A 23531-nucleotide genomic window follows, 5' to 3' on the forward strand; every position below is an offset into this window, starting at 1 on the left:
TAAGGCCGGAACAGGGACGTGCATCCCTTGCTTATTTCACCGATCCGGTATGGGGCGGGGCTAAAGAATATGTCAGGGCCACCGAAAAGCATCTCAACGAACTTCTAAAAGGTTCGTCGTCCGGCAAGCAACGCGGCGAGACGGTCAGCGGCCCGAGGGCCAACCGGCTGGCAGCGACGAGCACCGGTCATGGCGGCCCGTCGAAAGACGGGCGTTGAGATTGGCAGCGATGCCGGATTACCTTAGTCCAACTTTAGGAGTTAACGATGAGCACCATCAACACCAACGTGCAGTCCCTGAACGCACAACGCAACCTGGCCCAGTCCACCGGTTCGCTGTCCACCTCGATGCAGCGCCTGTCTTCCGGCCTGCGTGTGAACACCGCCAAGGACGATGCCGCTGGTCTGGCCATTGCCGAGCGCATGAACGCGCAGGTCAAGGGCATGAACGTGGCGATCCGCAACGCCAACGACGGCATCTCCCTGGCGCAGACCGCTGAAGGCGCGCTGGGCAAGATCGGCGACGCGCTGCAGCGCATGCGCGAACTGGCCGTGCAGTCGGCCAACGGTTCGAACTCCGACGACGACCGCGCCAACCTCGACGAGGAATACCAGGAACTGGCCGCGGAAGTGACCCGAGTGCTCACAGGCACCAAGTTCAACGGCACCAACCTGCTGAACACCTCGGCCTCCCTGACCTTCCAGGTCGGCGCCGACAACGTGACCACCGACCAGATCGACATCGACACGACCGACCTGACCGCCGGTTCGGGCGTGACGGCCGTCGTGGGCGGCGCCATCGCCACCAGCTCCGGCGCGCTGGCCGCCATGGACGACCTGGACAACGCCATCGACGAAATCACGACCGCCCGCGCCACCTTCGGTGCCAAGCAGAACCGCTTCGACTCGGTGATCGCCAGCCTGCAGATCTCGTCCGAGAACCTCGCGGCCTCCCGCGGCCGCATCATGGACGCGAACTTCGCGGTGGAAACCTCGAACCTCTCGCGTGGCCAGATCCTGCAACAGGCCGGCACCGCCATGGTCGCCCAGGCCAACCAGCTGCCCCAGGGCGTGCTGTCCCTGCTGCGCTGATTCACGACACCGTTTCGCCACACCTGCGGGTGTGGCGACCGGCGACGGCGGCACCCCGGTGCCCCCGTCGCGTCGTCTTTCGGGGCATGCACCGATCGCATGCAGACCGCGTGCGATGGGTACATCCCGTCGGGGATGACAAGGAGCGTCCATGGCCACCATCTCGTCACCAGGCATCGGCAGCGGCCTGGACATCCAGAGCATCGTCTCGCAACTCGTCGCCCTGGAGAAGGCGCCCCTGACCCAGCTGAAGACGCAGGCCACGTCCCTGCAGACCAAGCTCTCGACCATGGGCACCATCAAGTCCCAGGTGTCGGCGCTGGGCGATGCCGCGGCCAACCTGTCCAAGGCCTCGGGCTGGGACCCGGTCAAGGCCACCTCGTCCAACCCGTCCGCCATCGGCGTGACGGTCAAGGCCGGCGCGCCCGCCACCTCGATCACCATGGAGGTGCAGAACCTGGCCAAGGCCCAGTCCACCGCTTCGGCCGCCGTGACCGCGGGCACCGCCATGGGCACCGGCAGCATGACCATCGAACTCGGCCAGTGGAGTGGCAGCAGCTTCACCGCCGGCAGCGGCACGCCGGTCACCATCGACATCGACGCCGGCAAGGACTCGCTGTCCAGCATCGCGTCCAAGATCAACGACTCCGACGCCGGCGTGAGCGCCACCGTGCTGCGCGACGCCTCGGGCGAACGCCTGCTGGTGCGCTCCAAGGCCACCGGTGAGGAGAACGCCTTCCGCATCACGGTCGCCGACGACGACGGCGACGACACGGACGCCGCCGGCCTCTCGCGCCTGGCCTTCAGCGTCGGCAATGCCAACGGCATGTCGCGCTCGCAGAACGCCGAGAACGCGCAGGCCACGATCAACGGCGTGCCCGTCACCTCGGCCAGCAACACGCTCAGCGGCACCCTCACCGGGATGACGATCCAGCTCAGCCAGGAGACCACCGCGCCGGTGACCATCGATGTCACCAACGACACCGAGGCCATCCGCAGCAACGTCAAGGCCTTCGTCGATGCGTACAACACGCTCAACTCCACGCTGACCAGCGCCCTGCGCTACGACGAGGCCACCAAGACCGCCGGCCCGCTGCAGGGCGACGCCACCACGGTGGGCCTGCAGAACGCCCTGCGCGGCATGATGCGATCGGTGTCTGCGAGCACGCCCTACAGCCGACTCTCGGACGTCGGCATCGAGCTCAAATCCGGCGGCAAGCTGGAGATCAACGCGACCAAGATGGACGCCGCGCTGGACAACCTGGACGACCTCAAGGCCCTGTTCACGTCCACCAGCAGCGACCCCACGGCGACCGGCTTCGGCTGGAAGATCAAGAACTTCGCAGAGGGCCTGATCGACGCCGACGGCACGGTCTCCAACAAGACCGATGCCCTGAAGGCCTCGATCAAGCGCAACTCCCTGGACCAGGACCGCGTCAACGACAAGGCTGCGCGCACCGAGAAGCGCCTGCTGGCCCAGTACAACGCCATGGACGCCGCCGTGGGCTCGCTCAATGGCCTGAGCGCCTTCGTCAGCCAGCAGATCATTTTGTGGAACAAGAGCTGACGCAAATGAACACTTCCGTGACTACAGTCCCGGTTGCCGATGCCGATAAAAAAAGGCATCAGCAACAAGGAACCGACACCATGTTCACTTCTGCCACCCACCGCGCCGCCTCTGCCTACAAACGCGTTGCCGTCGAAACCAGCGTACAGGGCGCCGACCCCCACACCCTGGTGGGTCTGCTGTTCGACGCGCTGCTGCAGTCGATCGCCGAAGCCCGCGGCGCCATGGTGCGCGGCGACACCGCCGTCAAGGGTGCTGCGCTCGGCAAGGCGGTGCGCATTCTGGAAGAGGGCCTCAAGGCGGGCCTGAACCTGCGCGAAGGGGGCGAGATCGCCGCCAACCTGCGCGATCTCTACGGCTACAGCACGCTGCGGCTGACCCAGGCCAACCTGCGCAACGACCCCGCGGCGCTGGAAGAAGTGAGCAAGCTCATCGAGCCCGTGGCGCAGTCGTGGAAACTCATCGGGGGCCCCGGCCCCGCCTACCTGCAGCCCGTTGCGGGCCGTGGAGCCTGATCATGGAGCACAGCTTGCTGGACTACTACAAAGCCATCGAATCCGCCAGCCAGCGCATGCTGGAGGCTGCCCGGGTGGAAGACTGGGACCAGATCGTGCATCTGGAGGGCACCTGCGCGGTGCTGATCGCCCAGCTGCGCCACAAGTCGCGCAACCTGCGGCTGGCACCGGACGAGCGCAAGGAAAAGGCCCGGATCATGCAGCGCATCCTGCGCGCCGACGCCGAGATCCGCTGCCTGGCCGAACCCTGGCTGGGCGACCTCGAGCAATTGATGGACGCAAAGCAAGTCCATTGATCAACGAAGGGAAGTTCGTCGAGGATGCGGCGGAACCGGCTTCGCCGGGCCGCTCGCATCGCCCCCTGGGGGGTGACGCCGCAGGCGGCGCGGGGGGGTCAAACGCTCATATTCATGATGTCGGTGTAGGCCTGGACCATGCGGTTTCTGACGTGCATGGTGGCCTGAAAGCCGATCTGGGCCTTCTGCATCGCGAGCATGGTCTCTTCCAGGCTCACGTTGGGGTTGCCCTTCTGCACTTCGTTCTGCAGCTGGGAAGCCTCGTTCTGGGCCTTGCTCACCGATTGAAGGGCGGTCTTGAAGTTGTCGGCAAAGCCGCTGCCGACACCGCCCACGCCGGCCGGCGCGCCGCCGCGCGCAGCCGCAGGGCGGCCGATGCCGTTGACGGCCTGGCTGTTCAGGGCATTGATTCGCAGGTCCATGGCGGTGTCCTTTCACTCTGACGGGTGCAGGACTGGATGCTAGTGAGCGGGCCCCTTCCGCGCGCCGGGAATAGGGGGTCAAAGGCAGCCTTTTTCATGGCTATGCCGGGGTGAGCGGGACCGGATACTCGGTCGCAACAGGGGAGATTCCCCCATTTGCCGACCCACTTCGAAGCCCCCGCCATGAGCACTGCCGTCGCCGAAATGGACCTTGCGCCAGAGAACCGCAACGCGCTGAGCGCCGGACTCTCACGTCTGGACCGCGCGCAGAAGATCAAGATGGGCCTGGGCGCCTTCGGCCTGCTGGCGATCGCCATCGCCCTGTTCTTCATGGGCCGCCAGCCCGACTGGAAGGTGCTCTACAACAACCTGGGCGACAAGGACGGCGGAGCCATCATCGCGCAGCTGACGACGATGAACGTGCCCTACAAGTACACCGAGGGTGGCGGCGCCATCATGGTGCCGGCCGACAAGGTGCACGACACCCGCCTGCGCCTGGCCTCGCAGGGCCTGCCCAAGGGCACGGTCAGCGGTTTCGAGCTGATGGAGGCCAACCGCTTCGGCATGACGCAGTTCCAGGAGCGCCTGACCTTCCAGCGCGGCCTGGAAGGTGAACTCACCCGCTCGATCCAGTCGCTTTCCTCGGTGCAGGCCGCGCGTGTGCACCTGGCCCTGCCGAACCAGAACGGCTTTTTCCGCGAGCAGCAGAAGCCCAGCGCCTCGGTGCTGCTGACCCTGCACCCCGGCCGCACCCTGGACAAGGCGCAGATCGCCGGGATCGTGCATCTGGTCGCCTCCAGCGTGCCCGAGATGAACCCCAAGGCCGTCAGCGTCGTGGACGACGCCGGGACCCTGCTCTCGGCCACGCCCGACGGCATGGCCCAGGGCGCCGACACCCAGAAGCTGCAGTACACCCAGCAGGTGGAACAGCTCTACACCCGCCGCATCCTGGACATGATCGAGCCCCTGGTGGGCGCCGGCAACGTCAGGGCCCAGGTCAGCGCCGACATCGACTTCTCGCTGGCCGAGTCCACCTCCGAGCAGCACCGGCCCAACCAGGGCGGCGAGCCCGGCGCTGTGCGCAGCCAGCAGATCGTCGAGGACGGCACCCCCGCCCAGGCCCAGCCCGCGGGCGTGCCCGGCGCCACCACCAACCAGCCGCCGGCCACCGGCACCGCCCCCATCAACGGCGCCGCCGCGCCGCTGGGTGTGGCCAGCAACGCCGACAAGGCCGGCACGCAGCGCCGCGAATCGGTCATCAACTACGAGATCGACAAGACCGTGCGCACCGTGCGCGAGGCCAGCGGCACCGTCAAGCGCCTGACCGCCGCCGTGGTGGTGAACCACCGCAGCGTCACCGACAAGACGGGCAAGCTCGTCACCACCGCCATTCCGCCCGAGCAGCTGGAGCAGATGACCGCCCTGGTGCGCGAGACCATCGGCTTCAAGCAGGAACGGGGCGACTCGGTCAACGTGGTCAACGCCGTGTTCAACGTTCCCCAGCCGGTCGAGGACGTGGCGGTGGCCTGGTGGAAGCAGCCCGAGAACATGGAACTGGCCCGCAGCCTGGCCTGGCCCGTTGGCGCGCTGGGCGTGGCGCTGCTGATCCTCATGGGCATGGTGCGCCCGGGCATGAAGATGATGCGCGCCCCGGCGGCACCACGCATCGAGGACAAGGCCAAGGCCAAGGCACCCCAGCTCGACGCGGTGCTCGACGAGACACCCGAGCGCCCGGGCCTGCCCATGCCGGTCGAGAACCAGCGCCTGGTCGACGCGAAGCGGCTGGCGCTGGAGAACCCGATGGCGGTGGCGAACATCGTCAAGAGCTGGGTCAACGGCGAAGCGCCGGCGTAAGCCGGCCAAGGAAAGACGATCATGGAAGAACAGGGAATCCAGGACGCCGCGATCTTCCTCATGACACTGGGCGAGGAAGAAGCCGCAGAGGTGTTCAAGCACCTGAGCCCCAAGGAAGTGCAGAAGCTGGGCGAGGCCATCGCCAAGACCCGCGCCGTGTCCCACGAGCGGGTCGACCAGGTGATGCAGAAGTTCACCTCCGTGGCCTCCTCGCAGAGCCTGCTGGTGTCCGACACCGACAACTACGTGCGCGCCGTGCTGCGGCGCGCCCTGGGCGATGACAAGGCCTCGCTGCTGATCGACCGCATCCTGCAGGGCGGCGATGTCTCCGGCATCGAGAGCCTGAAGTGGATGGACCCGCTGTCCATCGCCGAGCTGCTGCGCAACGAGCACCCGCAGATCGTCGCGGCCATCCTGGTGCACCTCGAAGCGGACCAGACCGCCGACGTGTTGAAGAACTTCACCGAGCGCACCCGCAACGAGGTGATGCTGCGCATCGCCACGCTCGAAGGCATCCAGCCCACCGCGCTCAAGGACCTCAACGAGGTTCTCTACAAGGTGCTGGCCGGCGGCGACAAGATCCGCAAGACCTCGATGGGCGGCATCAAGACCGCGGCCGAGATCATCAACATGATGGGCAACCAGATCGAGACCTCGGTCATCGAGGCGATCCGCAACTTCGACGCCGACCTGGCGCAGAAGATCATGGACAAGATGTTCACCTTCGAGGACCTGATCAAGCTCGACGGCAAGTCGATCCAGCTGGTGCTCAAGGAGGTGGCCTCGGAGTCGCTGGTGATCGCGCTCAAGGGCGCGTCCTCGGAACTGCGCGAACTGGTCTTCGCCAACATGTCCTCGCGCGCCGCCGAGGGCCTGCGCGACGACCTCGAATCGCGCGGACCGGTCCGGCTGTCCGAGGTGGAGAACCAGCAGAAAGACATCCTGAAGATAGTCCGGCGCCTGTCCGAAGAGGGCCAGATCGCGATCGGAGGAGGCGACGATGAAGGCTTCGTCTAAGCCCAGCACGCACACCCGCTTCATCCCGCGGGAAGAAATCGACGGCGTGTCGGCCTGGCACTTTTCGTCGATGGACGGCAGCGACACGCTCCCGGTCGCGGCGGCGGTGGAGGCCGAGCCCGAACCCGACAAGGCCCTGGAGGAAGCGCTGCAAGAGGCCCGCCAGCAGGCCTACGCCGACGGCTTCGCCCACGGGCACGACACCGGCAGCAAGGAGGTGCGCGACGCGCTCGAAGCCGCCATGCGCCGCACCATCGAGGAAACCGGGGTGCGCATGGGCCAGATGCTGCACGGCATGGCCGAACAGCTGATCGCGGCCGAGCAGAAGATCGGCCGCCAGATCCTGGACCTGGCCTGCGACATCGCGCGCCAGGTGGTGCGGCAGGAGCTGCAGAGCAACACCGTCCACCTGCGCGCCGTGATCGGCGAGGCGCTGGAGCAGATCGTCGAGGACGGCCTGCCCGCCACCGTGCGCATGCACCCCGACGACCTCGCACTGATGCGCGGCGCGCTGATGGAGACCCTGGGCGAGAACGCCCCCGACTTCGTGGCGGACGTCACCATCACCCCGGGAGGCTGCCTGCTGCAGACCCCCGGCGCAACGGTCGACGCCACCATCGAAAAGCGCTGGACACGGGCCCTGGGCAACCTCGGCATGGACGCGCCCTGGAACCCGGAGGCGGGCGATGTCTGAACCCGACGGCCGCTGGGCCCAGTACATGGACGACCTGCGCATCGGCGCCAACGTGCACACGCCGCTGGAGACGCGCGGCACGCTGACCCGCCTGGCCGGCCTGGTGCTCGAAGCCGTGGGCCTGCGTGTGCCGGTGGGTTCGCAGTGTCTGATCGCCAACGGCAAGCGCGAGCCGGTGCTGGCCGAGGTGGTGGGCTTCGCCAACAACCGCGCCTTCCTGATGCCCGCGGGCGACACCCGCGGCCTGGCCAGCGGCGCCAGCGTGACGCCGCTGGCGCCCTACCGCCCGGTGCCGCGCATGGGCCAGGTCAACAAGCCACCATCGGCCGGTGACCGCGGGCTGCTGCGCCTGCCGCTGGGCCGCGGCCTGCTGGGCCGCGTGGTCGACTCGCACGGCCACCCCATGGACCACATGGGGCCGATCACCGAGGTCGACATCGAGCCCATGAACCAGGCGCCGCTGAACGCGATGGACCGCGACCCGGTGCGCGAACCGCTGGACACCGGCGTGCGCGCCATCAACGCCCTGCTCACGGTCGGCCGTGGCCAGCGCCTGGGCCTGTTCGCCGGCTCCGGCGTCGGCAAGTCGGTGCTGCTGGGCATGATGGCCCGCTACACCAAGGCGGACGTGATCGTGGTCGGCCTGATCGGCGAACGCGGCCGTGAGGTCAAGGAGTTCATCGAGGACATCCTGGGCGAGGACGGCCGCAAGCGCTCGGTCGTGGTGGCCGCGCCGGCCGACGCGCCGCCGCTGGTGCGCATGCAGGGCGCGGCCTACGCCACCGCCATTGCCGAGCGCTTCCGCGACGACGGCCTGCACGTGCTGCTGCTGATGGACTCGCTCACGCGCTACGCCATGGCGCAGCGCGAGATCGCGCTGGCCATCGGCGAGCCGCCGGCCACCAAGGGCTACCCGCCCTCATGCTTCGCCAAGCTGCCGCAGCTGGTGGAGCGCAGCGGCAACGGCCTCAACGGCGTCGGCTCGATCACCGCTTTCTACACCGTGCTGTCCGAAGGCGACGACCAGCAGGACCCGATCGCCGACGCGGCGCGCGCCATCCTGGACGGTCACATCGTGCTCTCTCGCGCGCTGGCCGAGTCGGGCCACTACCCTGCCATCGACGTCGAGGCCTCGGCCTCGCGCGTGATGCACAACGTGGCCACGCCGCAGCACCTGGAGCTGGCGCGCAAGTTCCGCAACTACTACTCGCGCTACATGAAGAGCCGCGACCTGATCCAGCTGGGCGCCTACGCCGCCGGCAGCGACCCGGAGACCGACCGCGCCATCGTGCTCTACCCGGGCCTGCAGCGTTTCCTGATGCAGGACATGCGCGAAGCCGCGACCATGGAGCACAGCCTGCAGCAGCTGGCCGTGGCGCTGCAGGAGGACAAGCCCACACGCGACGGCCGCGGTGCGCGCGGGCACGCCAACCACAACCTGTATGAAGGAACCCACGCATGAGCAACCTGCAGACCCTGCACAAGGTGGTGGACCTGGCCACCCGGCGCCGCGACGACGCGCTCACCGCGCTCGGCCAGGCCCAGCGTGAACTGCAGGCGGCGCAGGCCCAGATGAACCAGCTGCGCAACTACGCCGACGAGGCGCTGCAGCGCTGGGCGCAGCGCAGCACCACGGGCGGCGTGGACGCCAACCTGCTGCACCACCACCGCCTGTTCATGGAGAAGATCACCCACGCCATCGAGTTCCAGCAGGCGGTGCAGCGCGGCCGGGAAGAGGTGGTCGAACGCGCCCAGGCCCAGGTCTATGCCGCCGAACGCGACGTCGCCGGCCTGCGCAAGTACGCCGAGCGCAAGCAGCAGGCGATCGAACACCGCGCCATGCGCCAGGAACAGAAAGCCACCGACGAGATGGCGCTGACCATCCACCTGCGACAGGCCCTGTCGGCCGCCCACGGAGCCCGTTCATGAGCAGCACCGCCCCCTCTGCCTCGCACCACTCGTCCAACGGCCCGACCCAGGCGGCACAGGCCACCGGTCGCCACGGCGCCCAGGGCACCCGCAAACCCGGCGGCCAGGACACCGGCGCCGACCCGTTCGCCAACCTGCTGTTGCTGCTGAGCGCCAGCGACCCGCTGCCCGCAGACGGAGGCGTGGCCGCCGAGCTGGTGCAGGACACGGCCGAGACCCCTGCGGAGGAGTCCGGCGAAGCCCAGCTGGAAGCCATGATGGCCTGGGCCGCCCTGCCCTCCGCTGGCGCACCCGCCGCCCCCGGCGCCCGCGGTCTGGCAGGCACCACCCCGGACGCCGGAGCCCCCGCCCAGGCAGCGGCAGCCGACGGCGCGTCCGCAGACGCGCTGCAGGGCATGCAGGTGCTGGACCAGCCCGAGGCACTGGACGAACAGACCCAGGCCCAGCTCTCGGCGGCCAACGCCGGCCCACCGGCCGCGGGCAACAGCGCCCTGGCGTCAAACGCCCGGCCCGGCGCCTGGCGCAGCACTGCGCAGATGGCGGGCACCAGCGCGCTCCAGCAATGGCACCACACGCAGGCCCAGTCGGCCCCCGCCGCCGAGCGCACCATGGTGCGGATCGACGCCGGGCCGGCGCTGCCGCTGCACAGCACGGTCGCGCTCGACCAGCGCTTTGCGCAGGCCGTCAGCGACGACGCCTCGCTCGACACCCCGCTGGCGGCCGCAAGCCTGCAGGGCGCGGTGCCCATGGCCGGCGGCGCCGACCACACCGGCCAGCCCGGCACCGGCGGCGAGGCGGGCACCGAGGGCGGCGACCGCTCCGACACCCGCGACGAGCTGCGCAGCGACGCACGCGACGAGACCTACGACGAGGCGCTGGCGCAGGCCGATGCCGAGGCCGAAGAGCGGCTCGACAGCTTCGCCTCGCCGCACCTGCGCCAGGCCAGCCTGCGCATCGGCGAGGACGGCGAGAACGCCATCGACGTGCGGCTCTCGCTCACCGGCCAGGAACTGGACCTGAGCTTCCGCACCGACAGCGCCGAGGCGCGCGCCGAGCTGCGCCAGAGCGCCGAGGGCACGCTGGCCGACCTGCTGCAGCGCGGTGGCATCCAGCTGGGCGACGTGAGCGTCAGCGATCAGCGCGGCCAGCAGGGGCAGGACGGCCCGGCCACGCCGCCCGCCCGCCCAGGCGCGCCTTCGGCCCGTGCCGACACCGCGGCGGCACCGGCCGGCAGCGCCGTGCCGGCCACGCCACGGCCCCGCAGCGACGGCAGCCGCCCACTCGACCTGTTCGTCTGAGAACGCCAACCGGACCGCGCGGAGCCGGCGAATAGCGGGGTTTTCCGGCGCTATTCAGGGCTACGCCCGGGGGGGGTGGCTCCAATAATTCCTCCACAGCCCGCCGGTCTTTTCGGCGGGCACCGCCCCCCACGGGGCGCTCTTCCGGAGGATGTCCATGTCTGCTGTCGCTGCCGCCGCCCCCGCCAATGGCGAGGCCCCAGCCAAACCCAAGAGCAGGAAGCTGCTGTTCATCATCATCGGCGTGGTGGTGCTGGCGCTGATCGGCGCGGGCACGGCGCTCTTCCTGCTGAAGAAGGCGCAGAGCGAAGACGAGGAAGACGGCACCGAACTCACGGCCGAGGAAGAGCACGCCGCACCGCTGCGCGACCCCAAGACCCCGCCGACCTTCCTGCCGCTGGACAGCATGGTGGTCAACCTGGCCGACCCGGGCGGCAACCGCTTCGCCCAGCTGGGCATCACGCTGCAGCTGGCCGACGCCAAGACCGGCGAGGAGATGAAGACCTACATGCCCAGCATCCGCAACGGCATCCTGATCCTGGTCTCTCAGCGCACCGCCGAACAGATGCTGCGGACCGACGGCAAGCAGGCCCTGATCCAGGACATCATGGCCGAGATCTCCAACGTCATGGGCTACGACTACGAGCGCCCGGGCGCCGAACCCGCCGCCCAGGGCAAGAAGAAGAAAAAGGCCGCTCCCAGCCCGCTTGAGGGCGTGCTTTTCTCCAGTTTCATCGTGCAGTGACCCGGGGGACCTGACGCCATGGCCGATTCGTTTCTTTCCCAGGAAGAAGTCGACGCCCTTCTGGAAGGGGTCACCGGCGAGAGCCAGAAGCTCGAGAAAGAGGACACGCCCACCGACGGCGTCCGCACCTACAACCTCTCCAGTCAGGAGCGCATCGTCCGTGGGCGCATGCCCACGATGGAGATCGTCAACGAACGCTTCTCGCGCAACCTGCGCCTGGGGCTGTTCAACTTCATCCGGCGCAGCCCGGAGATCTCGGTCGGCGGTGTGCAGGTGCAGAAGTACAGCGCCTTCCTGCGCGAGCTGGCGGTGCCCACCAACTTCAACATCATGGCCGTGCGTCCGCTGCGCGGTAACGGCCTGGTGGTGTGCGAACCCAACCTGCTGTTCGGCGTGATCGACAGCCTCTACGGCGGCAACGGCAAGTTCCACACCCGCATCGAGGGGCGCGACTTCTCGCCCACCGAGCAGCGCGTCATCGACCGCCTGGTCGAGGTGGTGGCCGAGGAATACAAGAAGGCCTGGCGCGGCGTGTACCCGATCGAGCTGGCCTACCAGCGCTCGGAAATGCAGCCCCAGTTCGCCACCATCGCCACCCCCAGCGAGATCGTGGTGTCCACCAGCTTCACGCTGGAAATCGGCGACATCACCGGTTCGCTGCACATCTGCATTCCCTACGCCACGCTGGAGCCCATCCGCGACGTGCTGTATTCCAGCGTGCAGGGCGACGCCATCGAGGTCGACCGCCGCTGGGTCAAGCTGCTGGGCCAGGAGATCCAGGCCGCCGAGGTCACGATGGTGGCCGAGCTGGCCCAGACCGATGCCACCGTCGAGCAGCTGCTGGCGATGCAGGTCGGCGACTTCATCGAGCTGGACCGCAACCCGGCCATCAAGGCCCACGTCGACGGTGTGCCGCTGTTCGAGTGCCAGTACGGCACGCACAAAGGCAAGTACGCGCTGCGCATCGACCGCAAGCTGAGCAGCAGCACCGACAAGACCTGGCAAGGAGATCCCTATGTCCACTGAGAGCCCCGACACCATGAACGATTCCGTCGCCGACGACTGGGCCCAGGCCCTCGAAGAACAGGCCGTGGCCAGCGCCGGCAGCGGCGCCCACGACGGCGCACCCGCCTTCGACGACCACCCCTCGACGCCTGCCACCGCCGCGGGCAACGTCATGCAGGACATCCAGATGGTGCTGGACATCCCGGTGCAGCTGACGGTGGAGCTGGGCCGGGTGAAGGTGCCGATCAAGTACATCCTGCAGCTGGCCCAGGGCTCCATCGTCGAGCTCGACGCGCTGGCCGGCGAGCCCATGGACGTGCTGGTCAACGGCTACCTCATCGCCCAGGGCGAGGTGGTGGTGGTGAACGACAAGTTCGGCATCCGCCTGACCGACATCGTCACGCCGTCCGAGCGCATGCGCCGTCTCTCCAAGGGTTGAAGGTCGTCATGCTCCAGAACGCCGCCCCGGCCATCGTGCTGCTCATCGTCATGGTGGGCATAGCCTGGCTGCTGCAACGCTACCGCCGCCACCTGCCGGGCGCCGCCCACCGCGCCGGCCCGCACCTGCAGGTGCTCGGCGGCGTCGCGCTCGGCCCGCAGCAGCGCGTGGTCACGCTGCAGGTCGGCCAGGGCGAACAGGCGGTCTGCCTGGTGCTCGGTGTCTCGCCGGGCAGCGTCACCGCACTGCACCAGATGCCGCTGCCGCCCGAGGCCACCGAAGCGCCCGCCGCCCCGGGCCACACCCCCGCCCCCGCCGGTTTCGCCGCGCGGCTGGCCCTGTTCCGCAAGGACGGTGATGCGAACCGCTGAACACCCCCGCCGCGCCCGCCTGCTGGGCCTGGCGCTCCTGCTGCTGGCCGCCGCGCCCGCCTGGGCGCAGCAGACCGGCAACGCCGCGCTGCCCATCGTGGTCGGCCAGGGCGCGGGCGGCACCAGCTACTCGGTGCCGATCCAGACCCTGCTGTTCTTCACCGCGCTGAGCTTCCTGCCCGCGGTGCTGCTGCTGATGACGGGCTTCACCCGCATCGTCATCGTGCTCTCGCTGCTGCGCCAGGCCCTGGGTACGCAGTCCGCCCCGCCCAACCAGGTGATCATCGGCCTCTCGCTGTTCCTCACCCTGTTCGTCATGGGGCCGACGCTGGACAAGGTCTACAACGAGGCCTACCAGCCCTACACCAGCAACCAGATCCCGTTCGACCAGGCGCTGGACCGCGCGCAGGGCCCGATGCGCGAGTTCATGCTCAAGCAGACCCGCCAGAGCGACTTCGAACTCTTCGCCCGCCTGGCCAAGCTGCCCGAAGACGTGAAGGCCGAAACCGCGCCATTCCGCGTCATCGTGCCGGCCTTCGTCACCAGCGAGCTCAAGACCGCGTTCCAGATCGGCTTCATGATCTTCATCCCCTTCCTGGTGATCGACATGGTGGTCGCCAGCGTGCTGATGTCGCTGGGGATGATGATGCTCTCGCCGGTGCTGGTCGCCCTGCCCTTCAAGCTGATGCTGTTCGTGCTGGCCGACGGCTGGAACCTGCTGCTCGGCTCGCTTGCCGCTTCCTTTGCCACCTAGACAGGACCAACCCATGGACCCCCAAGCCGCCCTCACGATGGGCCAGAACGCCCTCTTCATGGTGCTCATGGTGGCCGCGCCCGTGCTGGCCGTGGTGCTCGGCGTGGGCCTGCTGGTGAGCCTGTTCCAGGCCATCACCCAGATCCACGAAGCCACCCTCTCCTTCGTGCCCAAGCTGATCGCGGCCATCGCCGTGTTCGCGATCGCCGGCCCGTGGATGATGACCACGCTGGTCGAGTTCATCCGCAACACGATTCTGGCCATTCCGAACCACGCGATCTGAACGCTCGCGCGGCGCCATGTTCACCTTCAGCGAAGCCGACATCATGGCGCTGGTGGCGCCGGTGTTCTGGCCCTTCCTGCGCATCCTGGCGGTGTTCTCCAGCGCGCCCATCTTCTCGGCGCGCTCGGTGCCCATGCGCGCCCGCGTCGCGCTGGCCATGCTGGTGGCCATCTGCGCCCAGGCGGCGCTGGCCGACCAGCCGGTGATCGGCCTGACCGACCCACAGGCCATGGGCGTGGTGGTGCAGCAGGTGGTGATCGGCCTGGCCATCGGCCTGGCGGTGCGCATCGTCTTCGCGGCGGTGGAACTGGCGGGCGAAATCATCGGCCTGCAGATGGGCCTGAACTTCGCCGGCTTCTTCGACCCCACCACCAACCAGCAGACCAGCGCCGTCGGCCGCTTCTACGGCAACAGCACCATGCTGCTCTTTGTGGTCCTCAACGGCCACCTCATGGTGCTGCAGGCCGTGGTGGCCAGCTTCGAGACCTTTCCGATCGGCACCGGCGCGTTCGAGGCCATCGAACGCATGCGCCTGCACGAACTCGGCTCGGTCGTGTTCCGCTACGGCCTGTGGATCGCACTGCCCATGATCGGCATGCTGCTGTTCGTCAACATCGTGCTGGGTTTCATCTCGCGCGTGGCGCCGCAGATGAACGCCTTCGCCATCGGCTTCCCGCTCACCCTCACCACCGGCCTGCTGGGCATCGCCGTCACCCTGCCCATGCTCGAAGGCCCGGTGGTGGCGCTGATGAAGCTCGCCACCGGCATGTTCACCGGAAGCTGAGCCCGCGGCTCACTCCCAGCGCAGGTCGCGCAGCTTCCAGTCCGAACCATCCAGCGCCCACTGCAGCTGCACCGAGTAGGGCGAGGCGCGTTCGGGAATCAGTCCCTGAGCACCGGTGAACAGCACCTGCGCCTCGGTGATGCCGATGCTCGAACCCGGCGGGTCGATGCGGCTGCTGCGCGTGACCGCGATCACCTTCACATTGGCATAGCGCAGGAACATCAGCGCCATGGTCTTGCGCGCCCACTCGGCGTCGTACTCGTCCTGCGCTCTGAACCGCGCATCCAGCATCGCCAGCACGGCCTTGCTGTCCTTGGCTTCGAGATGGTCCTGCAACTGCTGCACCGCGGCTTCAAGCGCGGTCTGCGGGTCGGGTTTGCTGCAGGCGGTGAACAGGCTGGCGGCGGTGGCGAGCAGTGTGAGGGAGGCGGTTCGGCGGTGCATGCACAGATTGTCAACGTGTCTGCACGACCCACACCGGAGAACGAGTTGTCGCGTGTGATTGAACGGGCCGGCGATGCGGATACCGTTAGTCGCCCAACCGGAGCTGGGTCAGATTTATCGTTGACTTAACGCTTCATCTACTTACACTGAATAAATAACCCGTTCGTATCAGTCCAGCTTTCCTGAGGGCACAGATGAACACGTCGAAAGTGGTGATTTTCTGCCCACCCAAATGGGCAACCCACTTCGGACTTTTGTTGCTCTCGTGACATGCGAGTAAGGCAATGAAGCGGAATACAACCTGGAGCTAGAAATATCCGGAAACTGTGAAAATTCACAAAATCCAGATTGCCAAAAACATTTGAATGAGCGTCAAAAAATGAAAAGTGCTGTCTTTCTCCTGTTTATGGTAGGCCTCCTATTTCCATCAGCTTCCTGGGCAGAAGACGAGGTGGACAAGGTACGAAACAGATGCCAGGGAGACAAATACCGAAGCATCGCATATGATTGCGATTGCATAACCTCCACATTCAAAGATGCATTCAGTGACAACCCCTCCCACCCCCCATTGCAAGTGTATAGCCGTGTCATGATGAATGAGGCCGCCAGATGCTTGCAGCCGGAGAAAATCCATGCAAACTCGCTAGGCAATTGCGGAGGAGTCTATTCACAGCATCAGAAGTTTGACAACGGCAATTTGGGAAAGACAAAATTCTGTCACTGTGTGGCGGATGAAACTGTCAAATCACTGAAAGGGATGAATCATTTTAATGTCGCCAATCTGGTCAGACCCAATCTGTATGCATTTGACATCTGTGGCTTGAAAAAAGAATACGCAACCCCTACCGAAAGCTCATTACCCAAGAAACAACAAGCTGCAATAGAAACACTTCCTGCAGGGAGGAAAATCAGCACCACGGACGACGCCATCTACCTCATCATTCTGAACAAGAATTTCGACCTTGATCAGCTCGACCCGGTACGCTTTGCCATGAGTGCAACTTATAAGCCACACCGCAACAATAGATACGTCACCCCAAAAGACTACGCGACGACAACCCTTCCCAAGGCACTCATAAAACGCGGCGCGGTGCCTCCAGGAAAAATCACCCTCCGCGCCATTGAAGAAGTACCGACCGTGGCGAATATCTACAATCAAGCGATCTTGGTAAAGGGCCCCGGGTTAAAGGCGGTGATGCATGAGATCAAACGGGTACGGACAGTGACTTCAGTCGATTATTACGTGTTTGCCGGAGAAGAAATCTATCTGGTGCCCGATATCGCCTCTCACCTACAGAAATAGGCATCAGTATTTGATGGGCAACTTTTTGGACCGATGAGCAGCTGCTTGGGATTGCCTTCCCGTTTGAAGGAGCAAGCGGTGTTTCTATTTCAAGACCACCCACGCAGACTTGATACGCCTGCTCACAACTCAGTGATCCGGAATTTTGGCCAATAACTCGGCCAGCAACGCTCTTACCTGCAGGGCATGTGCGTCAATTGCGCTCCGCGCCATAGGGCAACTCAGGAAGCGCAGTCTCTTTGTCGTCGGAACTCACCACCTCACACCAGACTGTTCCGAATCGCATACACCGTCAACTCCGCGTTGTTCGACAGGTGCAGTTTCTCCAGCACTCGCGCGCGGTAGACGCTCACGGTCTTGGGGCTGAGCATCAGCTCTTCGGCGATCTCCGAAAGCTTCTTGCCCGAGGCGATCTTCTGCAGGGTCTGCAGCTCGCGCTCGGACAGGCTGGCGTGCAGCTCTTCGGTTTCGGGGGCGTTCAGGTTGTCCACCAGCATCTGCGCCACCTCGGGCGTGACGTACTTGCGGCCCTGGTTCACCGTGCGGATGGCGGCGATCATCTCGGCCGGCTCGCCCGCCTTGTTCAGGTAGCCGCGCGCGCCGGCGCGCAGGCAGCGGATGGCGTACTGGTCTTCCGGGTACATCGAGACCACCAGCGTCTTGACCGGCGAGCCCTCCTCGCGCAGCGCGGCCAGCACCTCCAGCCCGCCGCGGCCGGGCATGTTGAGGTCCAGCACCAGCACGTCGCACTCGGTCTTGCGCATCTGCTCGCGCAGCTCGGGGTAGCTGCCGGCCTCGCCGACGACCTGGATGTCGACCGCTTCCGAGATGGTGTCGCGGATGCCGCGCCGGACGACCGCGTGGTCGTCGCACAAGATGACCTTGATCATTGTTCTTCGTCCCTGTGGTGGTGGTTCCCGTCATCGTCATCGAGCGGCACCGAGAGGATCACGGAGGTGCCCCGCGATGAGCTGCTGATGTCCAGCCAGCCGCCGACCTTGGCGGCGCGTTCCTTGAGCCCGAGCAGGCCGAAGGACTTGGCCTTGCGCAGCGCCTCGGCGCTCAGGCCCTGCCCGTTGTCGCTGACTTCGAGGGTGAGCACGCCCTCGCGGTCGCTCAGGTCGATGTCCACCGCGCTGGCCCGGGCGTGTTTGGCCACGTTGGTCAGCGCCTCCTGCGCGGTGCGGTAGGCCACGAGCTGCACCGCGTGCGGCACATCGATGTGATCGGACGAACGGCGCACGGTGACACGGGTGCCGTTGCGTTTCTCGAAGCCGGTGGCCATCCACTGCACCGCCGCCACCAGCCCCTGGTCGAGGATGGGCGGGCGCAGGTTCATCATGATGCGCTGGCTGGCGCCCAGGGCATGCTGCAGCATCTCCAGCGCGGTGTCCATGTGCTGGCGCACCTCGGGGTCGAGCGCCGGGCGGCGGGCGATCCAGGCCAAGTCGAGCTTGACGGCGGCCAGCGAACCGCCGATGTCGTCGTGGATTTCGCGCGCGATGTCGGCGCGTTCCTGCTCGATGCTGGTCTGCAGGTGTTCGGCCAGTTCGGCCAGGCGGCGCTGGGAGTCGGCCAGTTCGGCGTCGGCCCGGGCCTTGGCTCGGCGGGTTTCGGACACCTCGATGGCGCGCTGGATGACGTGCGCCACCCGGTTCATGCTGTCCTTGAGCAGGTAGTCGCTCACGCCGCGGTGCATGGCCTCGACCGCCGCGGCCTCGCCGATGGCGCCCGAGAGGATGACGAACGGCAGGTCCAGTCCGATCTCCCGCAGCCGGTCCCACGCGTCCAGCCCGGAGAAACCGGGCAGGTGGTAGTCGGCCAGCACGATGTCGTAGCGATTCTCGCGCAGCTCGCGCTCGAAGTCGTCGAGGGTGTCGACCAGCAGGATGTCGTGGTTCAGCCCGCTTTTCTGCAGCGCGAACTTGACCAGGGCGTGGTCGACGCGGGAATCCTCCAGGTGGAGGATGCGGACCGGACGGGATGCGGTGGTATCGGGCATGCGGCTCGCAGTGGTCGAAATGGCGCTGAATTCGGGCCGTTTTCTGCCGATACAGCCTGTCACAGTTCCCGAAAATTGTACTGCCCCAACTCCCTGGAGCGGCCTCGAGAACAACCCTCAAGCCCGACCACAAGGACCCGCCGATGACGCCCCAGACCTTGCCATCCGTCAATCTGCCAGTGAACCTGGTCGCCGATCTCCAGGACTCCCTGCTCATGGCGATGACCGACCTCAAGCGTCTGGAGGGTCTGCTGGACCACGCCACCGACAACCTGATGGAGCGGTTTTCCACCGCCAACCACGCCCTGGCCCACCTGGACGGCAACGAGAACGACGACCTGCTGAGCATCCGCCGCAGCCTGCACCAGGCCGTGACCGAACTCCAGTTCCACGACATGGCCACGCAGCTGATCGTGCACACCGGCAAGGTGCTGCAGGGCTGCGCCTGGAAGCTGGCCGAGGAGGCCATGGAGCCGGAAGAGGACGAACTGCCGATCTGCGTGGACCCGACCCCCGATCGCCCCAGTCCGGTCACCCAGAACGAGATGGACGCCGGTTCCATCGACCTGTTCTAAAGACACGCACCTGTTTGCCGATATCCGAACGAACCACGGAGAACCCCCATGCAATCCATTCTTGCCGTCGACGACTCGGCCTCCATGCGAAAGATGGTGTCTTTCACCCTCACTGGCGCAGGCTTTCATGTCGTGGAGGCAGTCGATGGACAGGATGCGCTTGAAAAGGCGCAGTCCCACCACATCGATCTGGTGCTGACCGACCAGAACATGCCCCGTCTGGACGGTCTGGGCCTGACCAAGAAGCTGCGCGAGAGCGCCAAGTTCAAGGCCACACCGATCCTGATCCTGACCACCGAGTCCAGCGACCAGATGAAGCAGGCCGGCCGCGCCGCGGGCGCGACGGGCTGGCTGGTCAAACCCTTCGATCCGGGCCGCCTGATCGAGGTCATCCAGAAAGTGATCCGCTGAGGAGCGCCCCATGGCAGAAGCAACCCACGAAAACTCCTCCGCCGGTGGCAACATCGACCTGAGCCAGTTCTATCAGATCTTCTTCGAGGAAGCCGGCGAAAACCTGGACCAGATGGAGCAGATGCTGCTCGCGTTGGACCTGGAACACGCCGACGACGAGGAGCTCAACGCCATCTTCCGCTGCGCGCACTCGATCAAGGGCGGCGCCGCCACCTTCGGTTTTGCCGACGTGGCCGAGCTGACCCACCAGATGGAGTCGCTGCTGGACAAGCTGCGCCGCCACGAGCTGCAGCCCACGCCGCCCATGGTGGACGTGCTGCTGGAATCGTCCGACGCGCTCAAGCTGCTGCTGGCCCGCCACCAGGGCCAGGGCGTGGAGCCGCCGCCCACGGGCGAGCTGGTGGCGCGCATCAGTGCGCTGGCCCATGGCACCGCGGTGGCCGCCCCGGCGCCGGCGCCGGTCGCCGCCGCTGCAGCCCCGGTGCAGGCACCGACCCCTGCGCCCGCCGCGGCACTGGCCGAAGGCGAGCGCAAGCTGACCATCCGCATCGGCCCGCTGGACCAGCTGGCCCAGGCCGACGGCATCGGTGAGCTGTTCCGCGACATCGCCGGTCTGGGACGCATCGAATCGACGCGCGACGACGGCCAGTTCCGTTCGCTCGAGGTGTTCACCCGCTCCAGCGACAGCGACCTGCTGGACCTGTTCACCTTCCACGTGAGCAAGGAGCAGATCCAGATTTCCGAAGCCGGCGCGCCAACGACCGGTGAAGGCAGGGACTTCGGCTTTTTCGACGACGCGCCGGGCACGCCTGCGGCCCCCGCAGCGGTCGCGCCGGCCGTGCCGGTGGCACAAGCCGCTCCGGCGGCCAAGCCTGCGCCGCGCGCCGAGGCCCGTCCGGCCGCCGCCGGTGGTCTGGAGTCGAGCACGCTGCGCGTGTCCGTGAGCAAGGTCGACCAGCTGATCAATCTGGTGGGCGAGCTCGTCATCACCCAGGCCATGCTGGCGCAGAAGAGCCGCGAGCTCGACAGCACCGCCAACCAGCAGTTGCTGGCCGGCCTGGTCGACCTGGACCGCAACACCCGCGACCTGCAGGAAGCGGTGATGTCGATCCGCATGATCCCGATGTCGGTGGTGTTCAACCGCTTCCCGCGCATGCTGCGCGACCTGGCCAGCAAGCTGGGCAAGAAGGTCGAGCTGATCACCCACGGTGAAGCCACCGAGCTGGACAAGGGCCTGATCGAGAAGATCACCGACCCGCTGACCCACCTGATCCGCAACAGCTGCGACCACGGCATCGAGATGCCGGAGGAGCGCCTGGCCAGGGGCAAGCCCGATCACGGCACCATCACGCTCTCGGCCTCGCACCAGGGCGGCAGCATCCTGATCGAGGTGCGCGACGACGGCAAGGGCCTCTCGCGCGAGAAGCTGCTCAGGAAGGCCCGAGAAAAGGGCATGGATGCGCCCGATACGATGACCGACACCGAGGTGTGGAACCTGATCATGGCGCCGGGCTTCTCCACCGCCGAGGTGGTGACCGACGTGTCCGGCCGCGGGGTCGGCATGGACGTGGTCAAGAAGAACATCCTCTCGCTGGGTGGCACGGTGGAGATCGACTCCGCCGAGGGCTACGGCATGAGCGTCAAGGTGCGCCTGCCGCTGACGCTGGCCATCATGGACGGCATGAGCGTGCGCGTCAGCGACGAGGTCTACATCCTGCCGCTGTCCTCGGTGATCGAGTCCTTCCAGATCAACCCCGGCGACATCAACACCGTGGCGCAGGGTGCGCAGCTGGTGAAGGTGCGCGAGGAGTACATGCCGGTGATCGAGCTGGAGAAGATCTTCAGCGTGCCGCGCTTCGAGTTCCACGGCGGCAGCCCGATCATGGTGGTGGTGGAGGCCGAGGGATCGCGCGTGGCCCTGATGGTGGACGAGCTGCTGGGGCAGCAGCAGGTGGTGATCAAGAACCTGGAGTCGAACTACCGCAAGGTTCCCAACGTCTCGGGCGCCACCATCCTGGGCGACGGCAAGGTCGCCCTGATCCTGGACACCTCGGGCCTGGTGCGCCGCTCGAGGCACTGATGAGTACCCCCGCCGCGCTCCGCACGCCCCCCTCCAGGGGGCAGCACCTGCAGCCCGGCAGAGCCGGTTCTGCGGTGCTTCCCGTCACGGCCCCACCCTTTGCATTGGACGAAGACGGTCCGCTGGCCCAGGGGCGCGAGTTCGTCTGGTCCGACGCCGACTTCTCGCGCATCAAGGCGCTGATCTACAAGAAGGCCGGCATCAGCCTGCACGACGGCAAGCACGCGATGGTGTACAGCCGCGTCTCGCGACGCCTGCGCGAGACCGGCCACACCAGCTTCAAGACCTACCTGGACGCGCTGGAACAGCACGACGGGCCGGAGTGGCAGGAGTTCATCAACGCCCTGACCACCAACCTGACCGCCTTTTTCCGTGAGCAGCACCACTTCGGCGTGCTGCAGGAATTGCTGGCGGCCAATCGCTCCCACAACTGGAAGATCTGGTGCTCGGCCGCGTCCACCGGCGAGGAGCCCTATTCGATCGCAATGACCGCGGCGGAGACGCTGGGCGCCTCGGGCAGCTTCCACATCGTCAACAGCGACATCGACACCAAGGTGCTGGCCACTGCGGCGCGCGGCGTCTACAAGGCCGATGGCGTCAAGGGCCTGAGCCACGAGCGCCTGCAGCGCCACTTCATGCGCGGCAAGGGTGCGAACGCCGGTCTGATGCGCGTCAAGCCCGAACTCCAGAAACACATGGAGTTCATGACCGTCAACCTGATCCACGATCTGCCGTTCCGCGAGCCCTTCGACATCGTGTTCTGCCGCAACGTGATGATCTATTTCGATGCGGCCACCCAGCGCCAGGTGCTCGAACGCATCCACCGGGTGATGAAGCCCGGCGGCATGCTGTTCGTCGGTCACGCCGAAAACTTCAGCGACGCGCGCAGCCTCTTCACGCTGCGGGGAAAGACCGTCTATGAAAGGCTTTGAAAGCCCCACTGCGGCGCTTCGCGCCTTCCCCCCGGGGGGACTTCAGGCCGCAGGCAGTTCGGGCCAGCGGCCAGTCCTTCCGCCAGCCGCCACACCGCCCAGGTCCACACTGGATGCGCTGAAGACCCGGGCGCCCAGGCCGGGCGAGGCCTCCTTCTTCTACCGCGACCACCACTTCAACATCGACACCGTCAAGGTGCTGCCGGGTGAGTACTACGTGACCACCGACGACATGATGGTCATGACGGTTCTGGGCTCGTGCATCGCAGCCTGCATCTGGGACCCCAAGGTCCGCGTGGGGGGCATGAACCACTTCATGCTGCCCGAAGGCGCGGGCGACACCTCGGGCCGCTACGGCTCGTTTGCGATGGAACTGCTGATCAACGAGATGATCAAGCTCGGCGCCCGGCGCGAGAGCATGCAGGCCAAGGTGTTCGGCGGCGGCCAGGTGATGCACAGCTTCACCACCATGAACGTGGGCGAGCGCAACACCGCCTTCGTGCTCGATTACCTGCAGACCGAACGCATCGCCGTGATCTCCAAGGACGTCCTGGACATCCATCCGCGCAAGGTCTGCTACTTCCCGGCGACGGGCAAGGCCATGGTCAAGCGCCTGGCCCACTCGCATCCGGAGACGCTGGAAACGCAGGAACGCAAGGGCAATGCTGCGGTGGTCGCCAAGACCAACGCCGGCGGCTCGGTGGACCTGTTCTGAACCGC

General features: G+C 66.6%; 27 protein-coding genes. 23 read left to right on the forward strand and 4 right to left on the reverse strand.

Features of this window, described 5'->3' with window-relative positions; genetic code table 11:
- The first annotated feature begins 266 nt into the window (after positions 1 to 266).
- From HPF_RS20435 to HPF_RS20450, 4 genes are all read left to right on the forward strand, one after another.
- Complete coding sequence (locus HPF_RS20435) at positions 267 to 1091, forward strand: flagellin N-terminal helical domain-containing protein (RefSeq protein WP_066154859.1); 825 nt, start codon at positions 267 to 269, stop codon at positions 1089 to 1091.
- 151 nt (positions 1092 to 1242) lie between these two features.
- Positions 1243 to 2658, forward strand: a complete 1416-nt coding sequence (gene fliD, locus HPF_RS20440) for a flagellar filament capping protein FliD (protein ID WP_133157671.1) — start codon at positions 1243 to 1245, stop codon at positions 2656 to 2658.
- Positions 2659 to 2738: 80 nt separating this feature from the next.
- Positions 2739 to 3173 (forward strand): flagellar export chaperone FliS, encoded by a 435-nt coding sequence (gene fliS / locus HPF_RS20445; protein ID WP_133157672.1) that lies wholly within the window; start codon positions 2739 to 2741, stop codon positions 3171 to 3173.
- A gap of 2 nt (positions 3174 to 3175) precedes the next feature.
- The gene (locus tag HPF_RS20450; protein ID WP_066154869.1) at positions 3176 to 3469 is read left to right on the forward strand and encodes a flagellar protein FliT; all 294 of its coding nucleotides are present in this window, start codon (positions 3176 to 3178) and stop codon (positions 3467 to 3469) included.
- Between the two features lie 98 nt (positions 3470 to 3567).
- On the opposite strand, the gene fliE is transcribed toward HPF_RS20450, so the two are convergent.
- Entirely contained in the window at positions 3568 to 3891 is a 324-nt protein-coding gene (fliE, locus tag HPF_RS20455) for a flagellar hook-basal body complex protein FliE (RefSeq protein WP_066154872.1), read from the reverse strand.
- Between the two features lie 183 nt (positions 3892 to 4074).
- Here fliE and fliF point away from each other — a divergent pair, with 183 nt between their 5' ends.
- The 13 genes from fliF (at position 4075) to fliR (ending at position 15064) form a co-directional block, all read left to right on the forward strand.
- Entirely contained in the window at positions 4075 to 5745 is a 1671-nt protein-coding gene (gene fliF / locus HPF_RS20460; RefSeq protein ID WP_133157673.1) for a flagellar basal-body MS-ring/collar protein FliF, read from the forward strand.
- 21 nt (positions 5746 to 5766) lie between these two features.
- On the forward strand, positions 5767 to 6762 hold the full coding sequence (fliG, locus tag HPF_RS20465) for a flagellar motor switch protein FliG (RefSeq protein ID WP_079366698.1): 996 nt from the start codon (positions 5767 to 5769) through the stop codon (positions 6760 to 6762).
- Positions 6746 to 7456 (forward strand): FliH/SctL family protein, encoded by a 711-nt coding sequence (locus tag HPF_RS20470; RefSeq protein WP_066154878.1) that lies wholly within the window; start codon positions 6746 to 6748, stop codon positions 7454 to 7456. The genes fliG and HPF_RS20470 overlap by 17 nt, the downstream gene beginning before the upstream one ends.
- Entirely contained in the window at positions 7449 to 8918 is a 1470-nt protein-coding gene (fliI, locus tag HPF_RS20475) for a flagellar protein export ATPase FliI (RefSeq protein ID WP_133157674.1), read from the forward strand. The genes HPF_RS20470 and fliI overlap by 8 nt, the downstream gene beginning before the upstream one ends.
- A complete protein-coding gene (gene fliJ, locus HPF_RS20480) occupies positions 8915 to 9385 on the forward strand; it encodes a flagellar export protein FliJ (protein ID WP_066154881.1) in 471 nt (156 codons plus the stop codon). Before fliI ends, fliJ begins: the two co-directional genes overlap by 4 nt.
- Positions 9382 to 10683, forward strand: a complete 1302-nt coding sequence (gene fliK, locus HPF_RS24100) for a flagellar hook-length control protein FliK (protein WP_133157675.1) — start codon at positions 9382 to 9384, stop codon at positions 10681 to 10683. Before fliJ ends, fliK begins: the two co-directional genes overlap by 4 nt.
- A 157-nt stretch (positions 10684 to 10840) precedes the next feature.
- Positions 10841 to 11428 (forward strand): flagellar basal body-associated FliL family protein, encoded by a 588-nt coding sequence (locus HPF_RS20490; RefSeq protein WP_066154886.1) that lies wholly within the window; start codon positions 10841 to 10843, stop codon positions 11426 to 11428.
- A gap of 18 nt (positions 11429 to 11446) precedes the next feature.
- Entirely contained in the window at positions 11447 to 12454 is a 1008-nt protein-coding gene (fliM, locus tag HPF_RS20495; protein ID WP_066154888.1) for a flagellar motor switch protein FliM, read from the forward strand.
- The gene (fliN, locus tag HPF_RS20500) at positions 12444 to 12872 is read left to right on the forward strand and encodes a flagellar motor switch protein FliN (RefSeq protein ID WP_133157676.1); all 429 of its coding nucleotides are present in this window, start codon (positions 12444 to 12446) and stop codon (positions 12870 to 12872) included. The genes fliM and fliN overlap by 11 nt, the downstream gene beginning before the upstream one ends.
- An 8-nt stretch (positions 12873 to 12880) precedes the next feature.
- Positions 12881 to 13243, forward strand: a complete 363-nt coding sequence (locus tag HPF_RS20505; protein WP_133157677.1) for a FliO/MopB family protein — start codon at positions 12881 to 12883, stop codon at positions 13241 to 13243.
- Positions 13230 to 13997 carry a flagellar type III secretion system pore protein FliP gene (gene fliP, locus HPF_RS20510; RefSeq protein WP_133157678.1) on the forward strand — a complete coding sequence of 256 codons (768 nt, stop codon included), beginning with the start codon at positions 13230 to 13232 and terminating at the stop codon, positions 13995 to 13997. Before HPF_RS20505 ends, fliP begins: the two co-directional genes overlap by 14 nt.
- A gap of 13 nt (positions 13998 to 14010) precedes the next feature.
- Positions 14011 to 14280: a flagellar biosynthesis protein FliQ gene (gene fliQ, locus HPF_RS20515; protein WP_066154898.1), complete on the forward strand. Its 270-nt coding sequence runs from the start codon at positions 14011 to 14013 to the stop codon at positions 14278 to 14280.
- Positions 14281 to 14296: 16 nt separating this feature from the next.
- Positions 14297 to 15064 carry a flagellar biosynthetic protein FliR gene (gene fliR / locus HPF_RS20520; protein ID WP_133157679.1) on the forward strand — a complete coding sequence of 256 codons (768 nt, stop codon included), beginning with the start codon at positions 14297 to 14299 and terminating at the stop codon, positions 15062 to 15064.
- 9 nt (positions 15065 to 15073) lie between these two features.
- Here the strand turns inward: fliR and HPF_RS20525 are convergent, their stop codons facing one another.
- A complete protein-coding gene (locus tag HPF_RS20525) occupies positions 15074 to 15508 on the reverse strand; it encodes a hypothetical protein (protein ID WP_133157680.1) in 435 nt (144 codons plus the stop codon).
- A 589-nt stretch (positions 15509 to 16097) separates the two neighbouring features.
- Here HPF_RS20525 and HPF_RS20530 point away from each other — a divergent pair.
- A complete protein-coding gene (locus tag HPF_RS20530; protein ID WP_133157681.1) occupies positions 16098 to 16811 on the forward strand; it encodes a hypothetical protein in 714 nt (237 codons plus the stop codon).
- Between the two features lie 260 nt (positions 16812 to 17071).
- Here HPF_RS20530 and HPF_RS20535 read toward each other — a convergent pair whose 3' ends face one another.
- On the reverse strand, positions 17072 to 17701 hold the full coding sequence (locus HPF_RS20535; RefSeq protein ID WP_066154911.1) for a response regulator: 630 nt from the start codon (positions 17699 to 17701) through the stop codon (positions 17072 to 17074).
- Positions 17698 to 18813, reverse strand: coding sequence for a hybrid sensor histidine kinase/response regulator (locus HPF_RS20540; RefSeq protein WP_066154915.1), 1116 nt, complete (start codon positions 18811 to 18813; stop codon positions 17698 to 17700). Before HPF_RS20540 ends, HPF_RS20535 begins: the two co-directional genes overlap by 4 nt.
- 143 nt (positions 18814 to 18956) lie before the next feature.
- On the opposite strand from HPF_RS20540, the gene HPF_RS20545 reads away from it, so the two are divergent.
- Genes HPF_RS20545 through cheD form a run of 5 tightly spaced genes read left to right on the forward strand, consistent with a single transcriptional unit; the run spans position 18957 to position 23526 of the window.
- The gene (locus tag HPF_RS20545; RefSeq protein WP_066154918.1) at positions 18957 to 19388 is read left to right on the forward strand and encodes a hypothetical protein; all 432 of its coding nucleotides are present in this window, start codon (positions 18957 to 18959) and stop codon (positions 19386 to 19388) included.
- A 48-nt stretch (positions 19389 to 19436) separates the two neighbouring features.
- Entirely contained in the window at positions 19437 to 19799 is a 363-nt protein-coding gene (locus tag HPF_RS20550) for a response regulator (protein ID WP_066154921.1), read from the forward strand.
- A 10-nt stretch (positions 19800 to 19809) separates the two neighbouring features.
- A complete protein-coding gene (locus HPF_RS20555) occupies positions 19810 to 21879 on the forward strand; it encodes a chemotaxis protein CheA (protein WP_066154923.1) in 2070 nt (689 codons plus the stop codon).
- The gene (locus HPF_RS20560; protein ID WP_133157682.1) at positions 21879 to 22811 is read left to right on the forward strand and encodes a CheR family methyltransferase; all 933 of its coding nucleotides are present in this window, start codon (positions 21879 to 21881) and stop codon (positions 22809 to 22811) included. Before HPF_RS20555 ends, HPF_RS20560 begins: the two co-directional genes overlap by 1 nt.
- On the forward strand, positions 22798 to 23526 hold the full coding sequence (gene cheD / locus HPF_RS20565) for a chemoreceptor glutamine deamidase CheD (RefSeq protein WP_133157683.1): 729 nt from the start codon (positions 22798 to 22800) through the stop codon (positions 23524 to 23526). The genes HPF_RS20560 and cheD overlap by 14 nt, the downstream gene beginning before the upstream one ends.
- The last annotated feature ends 5 nt before the right edge of the window (positions 23527 to 23531 follow it).

The organism is Hydrogenophaga pseudoflava, assembly GCF_004353865.1.
Classification (GTDB): Bacteria; Pseudomonadota; Gammaproteobacteria; order Burkholderiales; family Burkholderiaceae_C; genus Hydrogenophaga; species Hydrogenophaga pseudoflava.

Coding starts and splice junctions, on each gene's coding strand:
- HPF_RS20525 (WP_133157680.1), bottom strand. CDS start 15,508: ATGCACCGCCGAACCGCCTCCCTCACACTGCTCGCCACCGCCGCCAGC.
- fliN (WP_133157676.1), top strand. CDS start 12,444: ATGTCCACTGAGAGCCCCGACACCATGAACGATTCCGTCGCCGACGAC.
- fliS (WP_133157672.1), top strand. CDS start 2,739: ATGTTCACTTCTGCCACCCACCGCGCCGCCTCTGCCTACAAACGCGTT.
- fliE (WP_066154872.1), bottom strand. CDS start 3,891: ATGGACCTGCGAATCAATGCCCTGAACAGCCAGGCCGTCAACGGCATC.
- cheD (WP_133157683.1), top strand. CDS start 22,798: ATGAAAGGCTTTGAAAGCCCCACTGCGGCGCTTCGCGCCTTCCCCCCG.
- fliG (WP_079366698.1), top strand. CDS start 5,767: ATGGAAGAACAGGGAATCCAGGACGCCGCGATCTTCCTCATGACACTG.
- HPF_RS20450 (WP_066154869.1), top strand. CDS start 3,176: ATGGAGCACAGCTTGCTGGACTACTACAAAGCCATCGAATCCGCCAGC.
- HPF_RS20505 (WP_133157677.1), top strand. CDS start 12,881: ATGCTCCAGAACGCCGCCCCGGCCATCGTGCTGCTCATCGTCATGGTG.
- HPF_RS20435 (WP_066154859.1), top strand. CDS start 267: ATGAGCACCATCAACACCAACGTGCAGTCCCTGAACGCACAACGCAAC.
- HPF_RS20540 (WP_066154915.1), bottom strand. CDS start 18,813: ATGCCCGATACCACCGCATCCCGTCCGGTCCGCATCCTCCACCTGGAG.
- HPF_RS20530 (WP_133157681.1), top strand. CDS start 16,098: ATGATGAATGAGGCCGCCAGATGCTTGCAGCCGGAGAAAATCCATGCA.
- HPF_RS20560 (WP_133157682.1), top strand. CDS start 21,879: ATGAGTACCCCCGCCGCGCTCCGCACGCCCCCCTCCAGGGGGCAGCAC.
- fliF (WP_133157673.1), top strand. CDS start 4,075: ATGAGCACTGCCGTCGCCGAAATGGACCTTGCGCCAGAGAACCGCAAC.
- fliK (WP_133157675.1), top strand. CDS start 9,382: ATGAGCAGCACCGCCCCCTCTGCCTCGCACCACTCGTCCAACGGCCCG.
- fliQ (WP_066154898.1), top strand. CDS start 14,011: ATGGACCCCCAAGCCGCCCTCACGATGGGCCAGAACGCCCTCTTCATG.
- HPF_RS20470 (WP_066154878.1), top strand. CDS start 6,746: ATGAAGGCTTCGTCTAAGCCCAGCACGCACACCCGCTTCATCCCGCGG.
- HPF_RS20535 (WP_066154911.1), bottom strand. CDS start 17,701: ATGATCAAGGTCATCTTGTGCGACGACCACGCGGTCGTCCGGCGCGGC.
- HPF_RS20550 (WP_066154921.1), top strand. CDS start 19,437: ATGCAATCCATTCTTGCCGTCGACGACTCGGCCTCCATGCGAAAGATG.
- fliR (WP_133157679.1), top strand. CDS start 14,297: ATGTTCACCTTCAGCGAAGCCGACATCATGGCGCTGGTGGCGCCGGTG.
- fliM (WP_066154888.1), top strand. CDS start 11,447: ATGGCCGATTCGTTTCTTTCCCAGGAAGAAGTCGACGCCCTTCTGGAA.
- HPF_RS20545 (WP_066154918.1), top strand. CDS start 18,957: ATGACGCCCCAGACCTTGCCATCCGTCAATCTGCCAGTGAACCTGGTC.
- fliI (WP_133157674.1), top strand. CDS start 7,449: ATGTCTGAACCCGACGGCCGCTGGGCCCAGTACATGGACGACCTGCGC.
- HPF_RS20555 (WP_066154923.1), top strand. CDS start 19,810: ATGGCAGAAGCAACCCACGAAAACTCCTCCGCCGGTGGCAACATCGAC.
- fliD (WP_133157671.1), top strand. CDS start 1,243: ATGGCCACCATCTCGTCACCAGGCATCGGCAGCGGCCTGGACATCCAG.
- fliJ (WP_066154881.1), top strand. CDS start 8,915: ATGAGCAACCTGCAGACCCTGCACAAGGTGGTGGACCTGGCCACCCGG.
- fliP (WP_133157678.1), top strand. CDS start 13,230: ATGCGAACCGCTGAACACCCCCGCCGCGCCCGCCTGCTGGGCCTGGCG.
- HPF_RS20490 (WP_066154886.1), top strand. CDS start 10,841: ATGTCTGCTGTCGCTGCCGCCGCCCCCGCCAATGGCGAGGCCCCAGCC.